17 protein-coding genes, 1 other RNA gene and 1 riboswitch are annotated in these 15,487 nt (G+C 38.3%); of the genes, 11 read left to right on the top strand and 7 right to left on the bottom strand.

The features are described 5' to 3' along the window. Positions 1 to 28: 28 nt before the first annotated feature. Positions 29 to 637 (bottom strand): DNA-3-methyladenine glycosylase, encoded by a 609-nt coding sequence (locus POF52_RS11435; protein WP_271992718.1) that lies wholly within the window; start codon positions 635 to 637, stop codon positions 29 to 31. 462 nt (positions 638 to 1,099) lie between these two features. Here POF52_RS11435 and POF52_RS11430 point away from each other — a divergent pair, with 462 nt between their 5' ends. After that, positions 1,100 to 2,599: a UDP-N-acetylmuramoyl-L-alanyl-D-glutamate--2,6-diaminopimelate ligase gene (locus POF52_RS11430; protein ID WP_271992715.1), complete on the top strand. Its 1,500-nt coding sequence runs from the start codon at positions 1,100 to 1,102 to the stop codon at positions 2,597 to 2,599. 97 nt (positions 2,600 to 2,696) lie between these two features. Here POF52_RS11430 and POF52_RS11425 read toward each other — a convergent pair whose 3' ends face one another. Continuing rightward, entirely contained in the window at positions 2,697 to 3,203 is a 507-nt protein-coding gene (locus tag POF52_RS11425; protein WP_176584753.1) for a hypothetical protein, read from the bottom strand. Positions 3,204 to 3,373: 170 nt separating this feature from the next. On the opposite strand from POF52_RS11425, the gene POF52_RS11420 reads away from it, so the two are divergent. The 6 genes from POF52_RS11420 to thiE all read left to right on the top strand — a co-directional run bounded on the left by POF52_RS11420 (position 3,374) and on the right by thiE (position 7,905). Next, entirely contained in the window at positions 3,374 to 3,838 is a 465-nt protein-coding gene (locus tag POF52_RS11420; RefSeq protein ID WP_013082980.1) for a GNAT family N-acetyltransferase, read from the top strand. Next, entirely contained in the window at positions 3,831 to 3,980 is a 150-nt protein-coding gene (locus POF52_RS11415) for a hypothetical protein (protein ID WP_016763951.1), read from the top strand. Before POF52_RS11420 ends, POF52_RS11415 begins: the two co-directional genes overlap by 8 nt. A 171-nt stretch (positions 3,981 to 4,151) precedes the next feature. Next, entirely contained in the window at positions 4,152 to 4,751 is a 600-nt protein-coding gene (locus POF52_RS11410) for a TetR/AcrR family transcriptional regulator (protein WP_176584752.1), read from the top strand. A 96-nt stretch (positions 4,752 to 4,847) separates the two neighbouring features. Next, the gene (locus POF52_RS11405; protein WP_013056861.1) at positions 4,848 to 6,065 is read left to right on the top strand and encodes an MFS transporter; all 1,218 of its coding nucleotides are present in this window, start codon (positions 4,848 to 4,850) and stop codon (positions 6,063 to 6,065) included. 192 nt (positions 6,066 to 6,257) lie between these two features. After that, positions 6,258 to 6,366, top strand: a riboswitch (TPP riboswitch). A gap of 74 nt (positions 6,367 to 6,440) precedes the next feature. Continuing rightward, positions 6,441 to 7,247, top strand: a complete 807-nt coding sequence (gene thiM / locus POF52_RS11400; RefSeq protein ID WP_013082983.1) for a hydroxyethylthiazole kinase — start codon at positions 6,441 to 6,443, stop codon at positions 7,245 to 7,247. Positions 7,248 to 7,260: 13 nt separating this feature from the next. Beyond that, positions 7,261 to 7,905, top strand: a complete 645-nt coding sequence (thiE, locus tag POF52_RS11395; protein ID WP_013082984.1) for a thiamine phosphate synthase — start codon at positions 7,261 to 7,263, stop codon at positions 7,903 to 7,905. Between the two features lie 27 nt (positions 7,906 to 7,932). On the opposite strand, the gene POF52_RS11390 is transcribed toward thiE, so the two are convergent. The 3 genes from POF52_RS11390 to POF52_RS11380 all read right to left on the bottom strand — a co-directional run bounded on the left by POF52_RS11390 (position 7,933) and on the right by POF52_RS11380 (position 9,416). Further along, complete coding sequence (locus tag POF52_RS11390) at positions 7,933 to 8,361, bottom strand: pyridoxamine 5'-phosphate oxidase family protein (protein WP_013082985.1); 429 nt, start codon at positions 8,359 to 8,361, stop codon at positions 7,933 to 7,935. A 147-nt stretch (positions 8,362 to 8,508) separates the two neighbouring features. After that, positions 8,509 to 8,686: non-coding RNA, 6S RNA (gene ssrS, locus POF52_RS11385), on the bottom strand. Between the two features lie 109 nt (positions 8,687 to 8,795). Continuing rightward, positions 8,796 to 9,416: a hypothetical protein gene (locus POF52_RS11380; RefSeq protein WP_271992708.1), complete on the bottom strand. Its 621-nt coding sequence runs from the start codon at positions 9,414 to 9,416 to the stop codon at positions 8,796 to 8,798. Between the two features lie 153 nt (positions 9,417 to 9,569). Between POF52_RS11380 and POF52_RS11375 the strand changes: the two genes are divergently transcribed. Then, the gene (locus POF52_RS11375; RefSeq protein WP_028408681.1) at positions 9,570 to 10,022 is read left to right on the top strand and encodes a helix-turn-helix transcriptional regulator; all 453 of its coding nucleotides are present in this window, start codon (positions 9,570 to 9,572) and stop codon (positions 10,020 to 10,022) included. A gap of 150 nt (positions 10,023 to 10,172) precedes the next feature. Here POF52_RS11375 and POF52_RS11370 read toward each other — a convergent pair whose 3' ends face one another. Further along, positions 10,173 to 11,363 carry an anti-sigma factor gene (locus POF52_RS11370; RefSeq protein WP_271992706.1) on the bottom strand — a complete coding sequence of 397 codons (1,191 nt, stop codon included), beginning with the start codon at positions 11,361 to 11,363 and terminating at the stop codon, positions 10,173 to 10,175. Next, positions 11,360 to 11,854, bottom strand: coding sequence for an RNA polymerase sigma factor (locus POF52_RS11365; RefSeq protein ID WP_016763958.1), 495 nt, complete (start codon positions 11,852 to 11,854; stop codon positions 11,360 to 11,362). The genes POF52_RS11370 and POF52_RS11365 overlap by 4 nt, the downstream gene beginning before the upstream one ends. A 421-nt stretch (positions 11,855 to 12,275) precedes the next feature. On the opposite strand from POF52_RS11365, the gene POF52_RS11360 reads away from it, so the two are divergent. The 3 genes from POF52_RS11360 (at position 12,276) to POF52_RS11350 (ending at position 15,480) form a co-directional block, all read left to right on the top strand. Continuing rightward, positions 12,276 to 12,506: a YkvS family protein gene (locus tag POF52_RS11360; RefSeq protein ID WP_013056869.1), complete on the top strand. Its 231-nt coding sequence runs from the start codon at positions 12,276 to 12,278 to the stop codon at positions 12,504 to 12,506. Between the two features lie 131 nt (positions 12,507 to 12,637). Continuing rightward, complete coding sequence (locus POF52_RS11355; protein ID WP_043982189.1) at positions 12,638 to 13,552, top strand: AAA family ATPase; 915 nt, start codon at positions 12,638 to 12,640, stop codon at positions 13,550 to 13,552. Between the two features lie 11 nt (positions 13,553 to 13,563). After that, positions 13,564 to 15,480, top strand: coding sequence for a vWA domain-containing protein (locus POF52_RS11350; protein ID WP_271992698.1), 1,917 nt, complete (start codon positions 13,564 to 13,566; stop codon positions 15,478 to 15,480). Positions 15,481 to 15,487: the final 7 nt, after the last annotated feature.

Below are 15,487 nucleotides of genomic sequence, written 5' to 3'. Positions count from 1 at the left end.
TTCGTTAATAAATCAATTCGCCTTTTGTTCACCTGAATTTCGATACAAACGGGTGATTGGCAACCCAAAAGCGCCAAGGGTAATCCTTCGCTTCACCAGAATTATCAATGCCAACGCGAGGTCCGGCGGAAATTTCTGAAGGAGTGAAGCCACGAGCAATATAAAGAGGAGGGCTGGTTAAATCATGACCGTACAAATCCATTGAAACCCCTAGTGCTTTTGTTAGTTTCCCAGGACCGTTTGTCCAATTTGTTTCGTTTTCCATCCCTCGACGTCTATTTTTCATCAAATTTTTTCCGCTAAATGGCTCAATAGCTCGAATGAGGACGCCTTCTGGACAATCGATGTCGCTGCTTACAACATTGAGTAAACAATGTGTATGCATTGTATGCGTATAGGCATGACCAGGAGGACCGAACATTACCTCCGTTCTTTTTGTGCGCCGGTTATTAAAGCTATGAGCTGCTCGGTCGAAAGGCCCTTTATAAGCCTCTGTTTCTACAATGAAACCAGATGCAGTTCCTTCCGCCGTTTCGTGAACAAGAAGACATCCTAACAGCGACTGAGCTAATTCAAGTGTAGGCTGTTGATAAAATAAAAGAGGAAGTGGTTCAATGTCTAAAAGAGAACGCGTCATTTGCTGTAGTCCATCCTTTCAAAACAGAGTCATTCACGCTGTTATGCGCATCTTTTATTATGATGTTTTCTTTGTTATTTTGCAAAGGAAGGCACTGATTAATACAGTAATCTTTCTTACCCCACGTTCAAGTATTTATCATGATTCAACTTACTCTATGAAATTATTTTATTTTAGAGAATGGTTTCGTTTTGCACGTATAGGGGGAATATTTTACTACAATACTTCGCTTTTGCTGCTAGTATGATATACACAGTTCATCCATATTTTATATACTTTTAGTTTTAAAAAATAGTGATCCGTCTTTTCTTTATTTTCGTTCTACACATGAAAGCAAAATAAAAAGATTGAATTGTAGAAAGTTCTTTATAAATGGAAATAAAGAAAAAGTATCCTTCAAAGAGTATTTAAGGGCTTTTAGAACACATTAAAAATAAAATTTATACACTGTGAGGAATAGCTATGAACATCCACTTTGATACATTAATGAACTTATCAATTAAACATATTTTTGGGCCTGCATCTCAAACGATCAACTATCTGACATATCACTCAAAGCAGGTTCACGACGGATCAGTATTTTTTAGTATAAAAGGTGAAAATGAAGATGGACATCAATATATTAAAGAAGCTATAGCTAGAGGAGCCGTAGCAGTCTTTGGGACAAGCATTGAGGAGCTGCGTCTTTTGAGCACTCAGTATTCTCACTGTACGTTTTTAGCAGTTGACGACGTTCGCAAAGTAATGGCATCTTTTTCTAAAATGTATTTTGATTATACGGATGAAAAAATTGAGACAATTGGCGTTACAGGTACAAATGGTAAAACAACCGTAGCAGCTTACGTAAGGTCGCTTTTAACCCTTTTAAAATTGCCGACAGGATCGATTGGCACGACCGGCATTTGGTCATCAAAGAAGAAGTTAGTTTATAAAAAAAGTACGCCTACAACACCTGAATCGGTAGACTTGCATAAAATTTTTTATGATTTGTATACAAGAGGCGACGAAGCGGCAGTGGTGGAAGTATCTTCAATTGCGATTGATCAGCAGCGAGTAGAAAATATTTATTTTGATGTAGCCATTCACACAAATCTTTCAGAAGAGCATCTAGAGTATCATAAAACGTTTGAACACTATAAAAAGTGCAAGATGAAATTATTTCAGCAGGCAAAACATGCCGTTATTAATATAGATGATCAGGACATGGGTAAAGACTTAAGCAGGCTATTTGAAGGACCTAAAGTCACGTATAGCTTATTAAATAATGCGGAGGCCACTCTGCAAGCAAAAAATATTACTGTCAAAGAAGGGGGCTCTTTCTTTGATTTACTGTATAAAGGACAGTCATACAAAGTAGCAGTGCCTGTATATGGCGATTACAACATTGCTAACGTGCTAGCGGCCATTGGTACAGCTCTTCACTTTGAATACCATATTGAGGATATTATTAGCGTGCTTCCTCAATTGGAAAGTCCAGAAGGGCGCTTTCAAGTGATGGAAGGTCCTAATAACCAAAAAGTGATTTTAGACTATGCCCATACGCCTGTTGCCCTTACGCGTTTAGTAGAAGAAGTAAAAAAGATGGAGTATAACCAGCTAATTGTCATGATTGCAGGGATTGGCATTCGAGATTTTAATAAAATGCCTAAAATGGCGCGTGTCATTGAAGGAAATGCTGATGAAATTGTCGTAACTGTTGATCATCCAGGTCATCATGATCCGAACGTAATTGTAGATCAAGTAATGACGGGTTTTTCAAATCCAAGCGCAAGTAATATTCACCGTGCCCCTACTCGAACAGAAGGAGTATTAAAGTCGCTTTCTTTAGGAAAGCCGAATGATATTATTTTACTCACAAGCGGCTGTATTAACGGCGCTCAGCTTGTAAAAGGCAACGAAATTCCGCATTCAGATGAAGAAATTATTGCCTCTTATTATGCATCGTTAAGCAATATTTCCTAATACTCTTCTTCATTTATCGAACGAACGTGGAGAAATTGAAACAGCATACGAAAAAAGGTCTCTTACTATTTTTAGAGACCTTCTTTTTGTATCAAAACTATAGGCTGTTTTCTCGCTGTGTTTTTGGTTCTTCAATTTTCACATCATGTTCTTTAGCCAGCTTTTTAATAGCTGCATTGTAATCGCGTATGCCTTTTCGTGCCTTATCAAGCATAGCGTTTGCCTCAGCAATAAGGTTGCGGTCCTGCTTTTCTAAAGCGCTGACAATTTTAATGAAAGCATTATACTGGGTATTGGCAGCCTTTATATAGCCTTCATGAACCTTTCGAAGATCGTCGGTTTCTACATCGATGTTTTCTAGTTCGTCAACAAATTTACGATAGGTAGGAATGACTTCACTCGTCATCGTATCATACATCACCGCGTCACTTGTGTAGTTAGCGCCTGTAACAGAATCGTATGCGTCAATCGCTTCTTTTTCAAGCTGAGCGGCTTTTTTTAAATCTTGGTTGTTATAGTCGATTAAATCATCTTGAACAGGATCACTAAAGCAGGCGGATAATAAAAACAAAAGAGGGACAAGACAAAATAAAACCTTCTTCAACGAATTTCACCTCCGTTTAACAATGTATGAAATATCTGCTTGGCAAAGTCGGTTTTAATAACTGGAGAAAAAGAAGGGAGTGTATAAAAGGATTTTTAAAGGTCGGCAGTGAATTTATTCATAAGTCGGTTTGTAGTTGACCACCCTTTAGTAGCAGGAAGGAAGAGAAAATGATTAAAATAAAAAGAGACCACTTAACGAACAATGAAGTTATTGAACTAGTAAGTTCTCACCTTCAAGGAATGAACCTACATTCACCCCCTGAAAGTATTCATGCTCTAAATATTGAAAGCTTAAAACACCGTGATATTACGTTTTGGAGCGTGTGGGAAGACAGCCAGCTAGCAGGATGCGGGGCTATAAAAGAGTTAGATGAGCACCACGGAGAAATTAAATCGATGCGAACAGCCGCGGCTCATTTGCGAAAAGGAATTGCTAGGAAGCTGCTGCAGTACATAATAAATGAAGCACAAAAACGAGGGTACCGACGCTTAAGCTTAGAAACAGGATCCGCGTCTGCTTTTGAACCGGCTAGAAAGCTGTACGCCAGTTTTGGATTTTACGAGTGCGAACCGTTTTCTACTTACAAAGAAGACCCATACAGTGTATTTATGACAAAGAAATTGAATGATTAAAAGAGGATGGGACAAAAGTATTTTAGTTGAAGGAAAATCCGAACGAGGAATCAAGATTCTTGATGAAGAATCCAACTCGTTCGGATTTGTCATGGTGATGGTGAACGTAGGTTTCATATATGTAGTTGCTTCAAGCGGTTGATTGAGTTATGTCTCCACCTATTTATTTTTTGTTTTGTCATAATTCATATAAAAAGGTATAAACTAGGTTTTTTCACTAGACAAAAAGGTTTTTCCTATGTAGTATAGGTGTCAGATAATACAAAACGAATGTTCAGTATAAATAATAAATGTGCGGGGCGGTGGAAATAGCTTGAATAAAAAAAAGATTCAAAGTGAACAAACCAAAAGAAAAGTGGCAGATGCCGCTAAAGCATTGTTTTCTCAAAAAGGCTATAAAGCTACATCTATTGAGGAAATTGTAGAAGCTACGGGAAGCAGTAAAGGGAATATTTATTATCACTTTAAAAGTAAAGAAGGGCTTTTTCTCTATTTAATAGACGAATGGGATCTCGAGTGGGAACGAAACTGGAAAGAAAGAGAGTCTCTTTACAAAACAACAAGAGATAAGCTTTTTGGAATTGCGGAGCAAATCATTTTAGATGATTTGAATCATCCTCTTACGAAAGCGGCCGATGAGTTTTTTAACAACGAGGAAAAGGGCAGCGACATCGAAGAGCGAATTGATGAGATGGTGAAACGACACGTGGAGTTTAACCGGGAACTTTTGCAAAAAGGCATTGATGAAGGAGAGTTTTCTCCTAAAAATGCAGAACAGCTTGCAGTGATTTTAGAAGGGCTGTTTGTTGGAATGAGCCGCATGTCTCGAAAAACGAACACGGAAAATGCCCTGCAGCTTTATCATTCAGCAATCGATGTATTTTTAAACGGAATTATAGCAAGGTCTTCTTAAATAATCGGGGATGCTTATTGCGGTAATGAGTAATCCCTCATTATTTTGTATTTTTATAGACCGAACGTTCAGTATTTTTGTAATCAGGAGGTTTATATGTCATTATTGTTAAGAAATCGAGCGGCGATTTTGCTGCTCATGCTAAACATTTTTATTATTTTTACAGGAATCGGTCTCGTTATTCCAATTATGCCAACATATATGACGGAGCTTCATATCAACGGCAGCGTGATGGGGCTTTTAGTAGCGGTGTTTTCACTAACTCAATTTCTGTTTTCACCTTTAGCGGGCCGGTTATCAGATTCGTTAGGGAGAAAGAAAATTATTGTAGCGGGAATGATTGTTTTTGCCTTGTCTGAATGGTTCTTTGGTTCAGTGAGTACACCTCTTTTATTATTTGTATCGAGAATGTTAGGCGGGGTCGGGGCCGCGCTTATTATGCCTGCTGTTATGGCCTATACAGCGGACGTGACGTCTGCTAAAGAACGCGCTAAAGGAATGGGCTATGTGACGGCGGCGATTACAACAGGATTTATTATTGGGCCCGGTATTGGAGGCTTTTTAGCTGAATACGGCATGCGTGTACCATTTTATATGGCCGCAGTAGCAGGAGGCTTGGCTGCAGTGATTACGCTTTTTGTTTTGCCAGAGTCTCGTCCTGTACAAAATCATGCTGTTTCAAACAATGAGAATCCAAAAGAAGATCGGCTGCTACTGCAGCTTATGAATTCCTATAAAGAACCTTATTTTCTAAGTTTAATTATTGTTTTTGTGACATCGTTTGGATTATCCAATTATGAAACGATTTTTTCACTATTTGTTGATCATAAATTTAGCTTTACGCCAAAAGATATTGCGTTTGTTATTACGTTTGGCTCTATTGCGGGGGCTGTAGTGCAGGTTACGATTTTTGGCTGGATTTTAAATAAGTTTGGTGAAAAAAGAGTGATTTCGTTTTGCTTGATGATGACGGGACTTTTTATTTTACTTACGCTGTTTGTGCACACGTACTGGCTTATTATTGTTGTGACATTCATCGTCTTTTTAGCAACAGATATTTTACGTCCGGCAATCAGCACGCAAATGTCGATGATGGCACAAGACGACCAAGGGTATGTAGCCGGACTAAATTCTGCTTATACAAGTCTTGGGAATATTATTGGACCAGTTGTAGCAGGCTTTCTCTTTGATATAAACATTAATTATCCGTACGTATCAGCTGCACTTGTACTGCTGCTTTGTTTTCTTTTATCTTTAAGAGCAGGGAAGGACAGAAAAACAGCTGTGAGAAATCAAGCGGTTCAAGAGAAATAACCATAAGGAAAAAATGATAGAATTCCTAGGGAATTGAAGACCTCGAGTAGCTTACTGGAGGTCTTTTGATTATTCTTTTAGTAAAGGTGTAAGGTTTACAATGGCACTCAGCCTATAGAGAAGCTTTATTTTATCGGCAAAACAGTGTAATGGTTGCAAATAAAAAAGGTTAATAGTAAACTTTAAACGTAACAAGAATAGTATGGGAGCTTGTGCGGGGCAGGCTGAGAGTACAGGGACGCCTGTTGACCATTTGAACCTGTTGGATAATGCCAGCGCAGGGAATGTGAGTACATACCAAAGCACTTTGCGCATGCAAGGTGCTTTTTTGTCTTTTTTTGCTGTGTTAAAACTAAATGAAAAGAGTGAGAGAATATGGATATTAGTAAAATTTCAGCTCAATTAGAAAAAGTAAGAGATACAAGTCCGCTTGTTCATAATATTACGAATGTTGTGGTAACCAATTTTACAGCAAATGGCCTGCTTGCACTAGGAGCTTCACCTGTTATGGCTTATGCGAAGGAAGAAGTGGCTGACATGGCACGAATCGCCGGAGCGCTTGTCTTAAATATGGGTACACTGACGGCTCAAGAAGTAGAAGCGATGAGAATAGCAGGAAAATCTGCAAATGAAAATGGCGTGCCGGTTATTTTCGATCCTGTAGGAGCCGGAGCGACACCGTTTCGTACAGAAGTAGCACGTCAGCTTGTAGAAGAATTAAATATTGCAGTTATTCGTGGTAACGCTGCTGAAGTTGCGAATGTAGTAGGCGAGTCATGGCTCATTAAAGGCGTTGATTCATTAGAAGGGCAAGGAGACGTCATTGAACTTGCTGAGAAAGCAGCGAACAAATTAGATACAGTGATTGTTATCACGGGTAAACAAGATGTAATCACAGATGGAAACACAACGTATACAGTAGACAACGGTCACCCGTTATTTACGAAAGTGACGGGGACTGGGTGTCTGCTGACATCAATTATAGGAGCTTTCGCTGCTGTAGAAAAAGAATATGTCGAGGCAAGCGTTGCTGCTTTAAGTTTTTACGGAGTGGCAGGTCAAATCGCCGCAGCGAAAAAAGGTGAAGAAGGACCGGGAAGCTTTCAAATTGAGCTGTTAAATCAGCTTCATCTTTTATCTGGGCAGGATATTGAATCATATGCAAGAGTACATCAACGTTAAAAGGAGCCGGAAAATGACAAACGAAGAAATCAAAAAGCTGCTGCAAGTTTATTTTATAATGGGCAGCAATAACTGTACAAAAGATCCGAAAGAAGTGTTGAAAGAAGCAATTGAAGGCGGAGTTACCGTGTTTCAATTTCGTGAAAAAGGCGAGGGTGCCCTAACAGGAGAAGCGAAATATCAGCTTGCGAAGGAACTTCAGCAAATTTGTCAGCAGCACAGCGTTCCTTTTGTTGTGAATGATGATCTTGACTTAGCGATCCGCTTACAAGCAGATGGCGTTCATATTGGACAGGAAGATGAAAAAGCTCATATTGTTCGAGAGAAAATAGGAAAAGGAATTGTAGGCGTCTCTGTTCATAATGTACAAGAGCTGCAGCAAGCGATAAAAGACGGGGCAGATTATGTAGGAATGGGACCTGTTTTTCCTACTTCTACAAAAAAAGACGCAAAAGCAGTGCAAGGTACAAAGTTAATTGAAGAAGTGCGAAACCAGAATATTGACTTTCCAATTGTAGGAATCGGTGGCATCACGCCTGAAAATGCCAAACAAGTAGTAGAGGCAGGTGCAGATGGCGTTTCTATTATTACCGCGATTAGCTTAGCAGCGTCTCCAAAAGAAAAAGCAGCTCAATTGAAAGAAGCGGTAGGAAAATAAAAAAAGCGCACACTGTGCGCTTTTTTATTATAGCTGAACAGTTTGGGGAGTTTCTTCGCCTTCATTCATAAAGCGAATTTCGTTCGGCGTAATTTCAAGAACAACATACTCAGGGTCATTTGGACCGTCAAACCATTCTTTCATGTGATCGTTCCATATACGCCCTTTTAATTGATCACCAGTACGAAGAACAGCTGTACCAGATAATTCTAAGTATTGATCGCCATATCCTTCGCCGCTGTAGCCCAATAGTACGTGCACGTTCGGATTGGCTTCGATTTCTTCTGCCTTATGTGTATTGATATTTGTTGGTGTGTAAAGAGCGATACCATCTTCATCGCTAAAGAATGTCATATAGCGAGAGTGGGGTTTGTTGTTTACAACTGTGGCTAATGTTCCTACACGATTTCCTTCTAATACTTCGTTTACTTTTTTAGCAATTTTTTGTTCATTCATTTTATTCATCTCCTTTATTACTTTTTATGTTCCTCAATCGAAGATAAATAAAACATACATGTCTAAAAAAAATATAAGTTAACAATAAAATAATTATGTAAACTAGTAAAATGAAAAATAAAAAAAGCTAGCTACAGCTAACTAAAAAATAAGCCCGCACTGCCGTAACCCTAAGTGTCTTAAATACCCAGATCTACTAGGTGGGTGCCCTCATAGCCGGGTTTAGCGTCCCAAGAAGGGCGTGCTATCTGCAGCTAAATTTTGAGCTCCCTTTTAACACTCAAAGGTTTAAGACAACATGAGTATACGCACAGCGCAGGTATGTATAACAAATGTAAATAAGATGCCGATATATAAATGTTTTCTAATTAATCAACTTTCATCGTACAAGAAATGATTATAACGGAATAATGAATGGAACGCAAGACTTTTATTTAAAGTTTTTCTTCTCTAACATCTTGGCGGGGAAGCAGTGACAAAATAAGAAAAGGGCCCGCAACTGGAATGAAACATAAAAGAAGGTAAGGCCGGGATGCTATCCTTTCTTTTGTCATAACGGAATAAGAAAGCCACGTTAAAACAAAAAAATCAGCGGTCATCACACTAACAAGCTGTGACTGCATAAAAGCATCTCCATAAGCTTTTATTGAACCTACGGATAGTCCGTATACGTAACCTGCAATCGTGAGCACTAAGCATAGTCCAATCCATAAATGAGAAGAAATGATAGCAATGAAACGTGAAGGAATACGCGAACGTGTTCGAACTTTTTGTCCTTTCCAATGATAATAGAACAAAAGAGAAAAAGCTCCAAGCGCAAATGATAGAAGAGAAAATGGCCATCCAGGCAGTTTGTATGTATCTTTTTTACAGATCATTACCATAAACAATACTGGGAAAAGTCCTAAAAAAGAGAATACCATAACCACGAGCGGATCTACCTGCTGAAAATTTCCGGTGATAAGATTTTTAAACAGCAAATCATTACCGGCGCTTGCTCCCGGAGCTAGCAGCAAGGCGTATAGCACAAGCATAGCCCATACAATGATATACATATTCTCAACTCCTTTTAATTGTTTTAGTGTACAAAAACCATTTCAGTATATTTCCCCGTCTTGTGACGAAGGGAAACGCTTGAAACTCTTCTTTAGTTAGGTGTAATATTACACTAAAGAAATGTACGTGTATAGAAAGAAAGGGCTGTGAAAATGAATAAACAAGAAGTAATTAAATCAGTATCGGATAAAATACGATTAATTCGTTTAGAAAGAAACTATTCACAAGACAGAATGGCTGAAGTCATTGGTATTTCCAAAAAAACATTGGTTCAAATTGAAAAAGGGCGCACGGAAGCAGGGTGGACGACCACTGTTGCAGTATGCGGTTTGTTTGGTGACAGTGAAATCCTTCAATCGGTTTTGGGAGATGTTCCTTTAGAAGTAGTAGAAATCATTGCTCATAACGGCGTATCTTCTCCAAAAGATAAAACGCTCGGAGGAAGAGTATGGTGGAAAGAAATTCAAAAAGAAGGCTCTTTTCGTCTGCAGCAAAATATGATTAGTCAGCACTATCGCATTTTAGATGACCAAGACTATCGATGGTTTAGTTCATTTGATAAAAGCGAAGCGGTGAAAAGGTTTGAACAATTAACGAATGAATAAAAAAGAGGCCGAGACGTAACGACATCACTGCATATATGAAACCTACGTTCACTCTATCCATAAAAAAATCCGAACGAATTTGATTCTCCATCAAGAGTCTTGATTCATCGTTCGGATTTTTCTTCCACTGCTATACTTTTGTCTCAGCCTCTACTGATTCATTAAGGTACCTGATGAGGGACGACTGAACCAATTCCATAGCTCTACATCTCCAAGTGACGCATATGTGATCGACGGATCATTTTTTAATTTCAGAAGCTTTTTTGTAGGCCCTGTAATCACAACGCCGTACACACCGACGCCATGTTTTTTTACATAAGAATATCGCTGCTTTAGCAACAGATCAGAATGGTCTAGCTGACGAACTTTTTGGACCGTTTCTTCATTATCGGCTAATAGTCTCATCATATTTAAAACGTTCGACTTGCTAGTAGAGTGGGTTTGATTTCCTTTGTGATCGTAAGGTAAGTCTAAAAACTCTGGAAAGCCAAAGGTTGATGTTAAGTCAATTAATGGCTCATCTTTTGTGCTTGTTTTTTGTTCGTGCCCTGTATTAAGCGCGTACCAAGAGGTAGAAAAATCACGGCTGTCGATGGCGTTCATTTTTTGCTGAACTTCTTTTAGCGAATACGTATCATCAAAAGAAATAGCCACTTCGCTTACCGTTCCTTTTGGTAGATTTTCTAACGCTTTCCATGTTTCGTTTGTCCATTGCTTATACTCTTTTGCATGTAGCTTTAGTTTTTTGGGATCAGGATAGACAAAAGAAAGGTTAAGATCGTATTTGCCGCCGGAAAATGCTTTTTCTACACCGCTTGTTTTATCAAACAGCTGATGAAATGTAAATGTCCCAATGGCCTGCTCTTCACGTCCAATTTGCTTATAAGCTTCCATTTGCGACTGCATGCGGAAAAAGGACTGTGTATCAGAAGTGGTTTCACGTATATGAACGTTCGGAAAAGCAGATTCGATAGCCGCTTGATTCACGCTGTTTATGTATTCGGTTTTTGATTGATGATAATATACAATAGATAAAAAGCTGCCGATTATCCATAGCAGAACGACAGAGCCAATGACAGTTGTCACATTTGAAAGGCGCTGCTTCCATTTGGCGATATAAATGGACTTTTTAACTTTTTTATTATCCCACATCGTATCGTCACTTAGTGAAGTAGCTGATGAAGTTGGCGGTAACGGTTCATCTTCGGTTAGCAAGTGCTCCAAATGAGCTGAGCATGCTTCGCAATTTTCCGTATGTTCTTCAAGTGCTTCTGCTTCTTTGTCTGTCAAAGTGCCGTTTTTATATTTTTCCCATTGATGCTTCATATCTTGACAGCTCATCCGTCCTCTTCCTTTCTTTTTTTCAATTGTTGACGACCACGATACAAGTCCATTTTCACTTTTGACAGAGTATAGCCAGTCATTTCTGCAATCTCTTCATATGTGAAGCCGTGATAATCTCGTAACAGTACAATATTCTGCTTAGCCGGAGGCAAAGCAGATACATCAGAAAGCCAGCCGTCGATTTCACTTTGAATCATCACTTGTTCTTCAGCACTTGGCTGAGGAGTAAAGTGCCATTCTTCTATTTCGACAGTAGGGCGTTTTTTTTCTTTTCGATACCAGTCAATAAAGGCGTGATAAGCAATTTTGAACAGCCAAGGTTTCACTTCCTCGCCTTTATATGTTTCTAAGTGTAAAAGTGCCCGGTAAAAGGTCTCCTGCATTAAATCTTCCGCTGATTCTTTTCTGCGAGTAAGAGAGAGAAGATAGCGCAGCAAATCATGCATGTGCTGTTTATAAATGTGTTCAAAGTTATGCTGTTGTGCCATTTTCTCCCCCTTTCATTTAATCAACGCAATTTGTGGATAAAAGTTTCGGTTTTTTTATCAAAAATCGTATGTAATAGATAAAAGATGCTTAAAATACGATATATAGCTTATCATATTAAAAAGAAAACCATATGAAATTCGACATAATTCCGTGTGATTTTTCATTTTTTTTAAAAACTAAAGGGTAATTGGTGTTCGAAGGAAACAGAAAATGTTATGATAGAACAAGGATGTGCTCTTACAAAAAACAGCTACATACATAATAAAAAATACAGCGTTTGTTTGCAAAATAAAAATGGACAAACACATGGTGTTTAACCATGGATGTTTGTGGGAAAATAAACTAAGTATTTTCAACAAAAAGTAAATTAAATTGTGTTTTCACTTATAAAAAACACGGTAAATTGGAAAAGGTGGGGTCATGATGGACGTAGAAAATACACAAGGTACAGAAGAACAAGCACCTAAAGTCAAAGCAGCTAAAGTTGGCGATACAATTCAGCCAAAAAAAGGCGACTATAAAGGATTTAAAGGAATTGTTATGGTAGTGCGAGACAATTCGGTTATCGTAGATTTTGGAAAAGATGCTGAAACGGGCGAATCCATGAAAACAGTCGTTAATCATAAAAACTATAAAATCGTAAAAAAGTAGGTGAATAACCTACTTTTTTTTACTGAATATATGTTTAAAGACTGCGGTTTTTCTATCGGAAACCTTAGAGAAAAGCGTAGTTAAAGCAATTCTTTGAGAAGAAGAATGTTTTTTAGTAAACTATAGAAAGTATGCAGAAAGAAAGGATTTTTGTTATGTCAATTCAACTATCACAATTATCATTACCACAAGAGGTTCTTTCGCTTTTAGCGAATCGTAAATATGAAAACTTGTCCGATGCTGATCAGCTATTAATTGGAAAAGGCGGCTATACAGCAGAAGAAGCAGATATTTTAGAAGATGCCATTATTGCCTTGTCACTAGGGAAAAACGTACTTTTAAAAGGACCAACAGGTTCAGGTAAAACAAAGCTTGCTGAAACGCTGTCGCATTTATTTTCTCAGCCGATGCATAGCGTTAACTGCTCGGTTGACTTAGATGCAGAAGCGCTGCTTGGTTTTAAAACAATTGCTGAACAAGAAGGGAAAACAGGTATTGAGTTTGTGGAAGGACCTGTTATTCAGGCAATGAAAAAAGGCCATTTACTATATATTGATGAAATTAACATGGCTAAACCTGAAACACTTCCTATTTTAAACGGGGTTCTTGATTACCGAAAAATGATTACGAACCCATTCACTGGAGATGTAGTACGCGGTCAGCAAACGTTCGGCGTAGTAGCGGCTATTAATGAGGGGTATGTTGGTACTGTTCCATTAAACGAAGCGTTAAAAAATCGTTTTGTTGTTATTGAAGTGCCGTATATTCAAGGAGGCAGCTTAAAGCAAGTTCTGATGTCTCAGTCTCAGTTAAAAGACGAAAAATTAATTGATAAATTTGTCACGCTCTCTGCGGATTTAATTACTCAAGTTCAAAGCGGCCATGTATCAGAAGAAGCTGCGTCTATTCGTGCGCTTATCGATACGTGTGATTTAGCTCTTTATATGCCGCCTCTTCGCGCGATTAGACGCGGTATTATTGAAAAGCTAGAAGATGAAAGGGAAAAAGCCGCCATTCAAAATATTGCTGAAACATTATTTGAGTAAGGAGTGGCGCTATGCGATTTATTAAATTTAACGATAAAAATGTAGATTCCTTTCTCTATATGGAGCTGGCAGATTTAACGAAAACCTTAACAAAAAATGATGAAATTGAAGTAGAGTATCGCGTTTCTTCTTATTATGATCCTGTACACGGCATTATTTATCTCAGTCACTTTTGGGATAACCGTCCAGAAGAAGACAAAGTGTACGGCTTAAAAAGTGATGTATTTTTAAGAAGTATTGGAAGCTATAAGCATTCAAACTTCAAAGAAATTAATGCATATTTAAAGAAAATAAATAAAACCTCGGTACCTGGCTTAGCTAAGCAGCTGTTTATGCTTTTTGAAGATATTCGTTTAGAAGAAGTATGCAAACGCGAACGTCCTGGAACGAAAAAAGCCTTCGCCGTCAGAAGACAGCTCTACAGAAAATATTTTGCTACACAAATGAGCGCAAATTTAACAAAAAGCGTGTATACGGATGCACTTTTTAACGGCATCTACTTGCTATTGACGGCCGAAAATCCATTTGAAGAAATTCCTTCAATGAGTGAATCGATTAATTTAGCGATGCCTTTTATTCGCAGACAGCTAACAAATGTATATGAAGCTAAAACAACAAAAGATGTATCGCGCATCTGTCTTGAACTTTTAGATGTTTTTGATGATATTATTGAAAAAGATATGCTTAATACTTATTTCTTCTTGGCTGAACTCCAGTATGATCAGTTAGAAGAAGGGTTAACATTTGAAGATTTAAAGCGTAAAGATTCATTAGTGAACGATGATATTTTAGAGCATGAAAAAGACGGAGATGAAGACATTCACGAAGAGAAAATAGAAATGTGGCATCGAGAGACAAGCGAAGCGACGCAAAGTTTTCTACAGTTTGATATGGATCAAGGCTCAAAAACAGACATGCTAGGCGATGGTGTTCGTGAAGGCGACGATGGAGATCAAGCAATGGGCATGGTGCAAGGGTCTTCTCAAAAAACATCGCGGAACGATTATTCTCAAATCGAAGCCATGGAGCAAACGCATCCGGAAAAAGACGGGGAAGCGGATTATGAGTATGGGAAAGAAAATAAGCATGCCTATGCTGTTTTTATAGATTCTAAACTTCCGAACGACGATCACGTTGTTCAGTATGATGAGAATAAAAAAATTATTGCATCGTATCAAAAAAAATTAAAGCAAATGATTGAAAAAACCCTTGAACATAAAAAAACGCTTCCTAGAAGCGAGCTGCACTTTGGCCGATTAAATAAAAAGCTTCTAAAACTATGGACAGACGACAATCCTCGTTTGTTTTATAAAAAAGATGAAGATTCTGCGCAAATTGATGCTGTCTTTTCTCTTTTAGTTGACTGTTCCGCATCAATGTACGACAAAATGGATGAAACGAAGCTTGGGATTACGCTATTTCATGAAGCGTTAAAGTCTGTTATGGTGCCTCATCAAATTGTAGGATTTTGGGAAGATACAAATGATGCCACCGAAACGAGCCAGCCTAACTACCTGCAGACAGTTATGGACTTTCAAGCATCGTTAAAGCGTAAAAGCGGTCCTGAAATTATGCAGCTTGAGCCTGAAGAAGACAACCGTGATGGATTTGCCATTCGCCATATGACACGCCGCTTGCTTCAGCGTTCTGAACAGCAGAAGTTTTTACTTGTGTTTTCAGACGGTGAACCAGCCGCTATGGGATATGAACAAAATGGTATTGTAGATACGCACGAAGCGGTATTAGAAGCACGCAAGCACGGAATTGAAGTCATCAACGTCTTTTTATCCAACGGGGAAATTGATGAAGGACAAAAGAAAACCATTCAAAATATGTACGGGAAATATAGTATTCTAGTACCAAACATCGAAGAACTTCCCGATGTGCTATTTCCTTTACTCAAGAAATTACTTCATAAAAGCATTTAAAAAAGTC

Source organism: Priestia sp. AB (assembly GCF_028369225.1).
GTDB lineage: Bacteria > Bacillota > Bacilli > Bacillales > Bacillaceae_H > Priestia > Priestia megaterium.
Note: the sequence above shows the minus strand (reverse complement) of the source record. Positions and strands in the feature narration are given on the sequence as shown.

Coding starts and splice junctions, on each gene's coding strand:
- POF52_RS11435 (WP_271992718.1), bottom strand. CDS start 637: ATGACGCGTTCTCTTTTAGACATTGAACCACTTCCTCTTTTATTTTAT.
- POF52_RS11430 (WP_271992715.1), top strand. CDS start 1,100: ATGAACATCCACTTTGATACATTAATGAACTTATCAATTAAACATATT.
- POF52_RS11420 (WP_013082980.1), top strand. CDS start 3,374: ATGATTAAAATAAAAAGAGACCACTTAACGAACAATGAAGTTATTGAA.
- POF52_RS11415 (WP_016763951.1), top strand. CDS start 3,831: ATGATTAAAAGAGGATGGGACAAAAGTATTTTAGTTGAAGGAAAATCC.
- POF52_RS11405 (WP_013056861.1), top strand. CDS start 4,848: ATGTCATTATTGTTAAGAAATCGAGCGGCGATTTTGCTGCTCATGCTA.
- thiM (WP_013082983.1), top strand. CDS start 6,441: ATGGATATTAGTAAAATTTCAGCTCAATTAGAAAAAGTAAGAGATACA.
- thiE (WP_013082984.1), top strand. CDS start 7,261: ATGACAAACGAAGAAATCAAAAAGCTGCTGCAAGTTTATTTTATAATG.
- POF52_RS11390 (WP_013082985.1), bottom strand. CDS start 8,361: ATGAATGAACAAAAAATTGCTAAAAAAGTAAACGAAGTATTAGAAGGA.
- POF52_RS11380 (WP_271992708.1), bottom strand. CDS start 9,416: ATGTATATCATTGTATGGGCTATGCTTGTGCTATACGCCTTGCTGCTA.
- POF52_RS11375 (WP_028408681.1), top strand. CDS start 9,570: ATGAATAAACAAGAAGTAATTAAATCAGTATCGGATAAAATACGATTA.
- POF52_RS11370 (WP_271992706.1), bottom strand. CDS start 11,363: ATGAGCTGTCAAGATATGAAGCATCAATGGGAAAAATATAAAAACGGC.
- POF52_RS11365 (WP_016763958.1), bottom strand. CDS start 11,854: ATGGCACAACAGCATAACTTTGAACACATTTATAAACAGCACATGCAT.
- POF52_RS11360 (WP_013056869.1), top strand. CDS start 12,276: ATGATGGACGTAGAAAATACACAAGGTACAGAAGAACAAGCACCTAAA.
- POF52_RS11355 (WP_043982189.1), top strand. CDS start 12,638: ATGCAGAAAGAAAGGATTTTTGTTATGTCAATTCAACTATCACAATTA.
- POF52_RS11350 (WP_271992698.1), top strand. CDS start 13,564: ATGCGATTTATTAAATTTAACGATAAAAATGTAGATTCCTTTCTCTAT.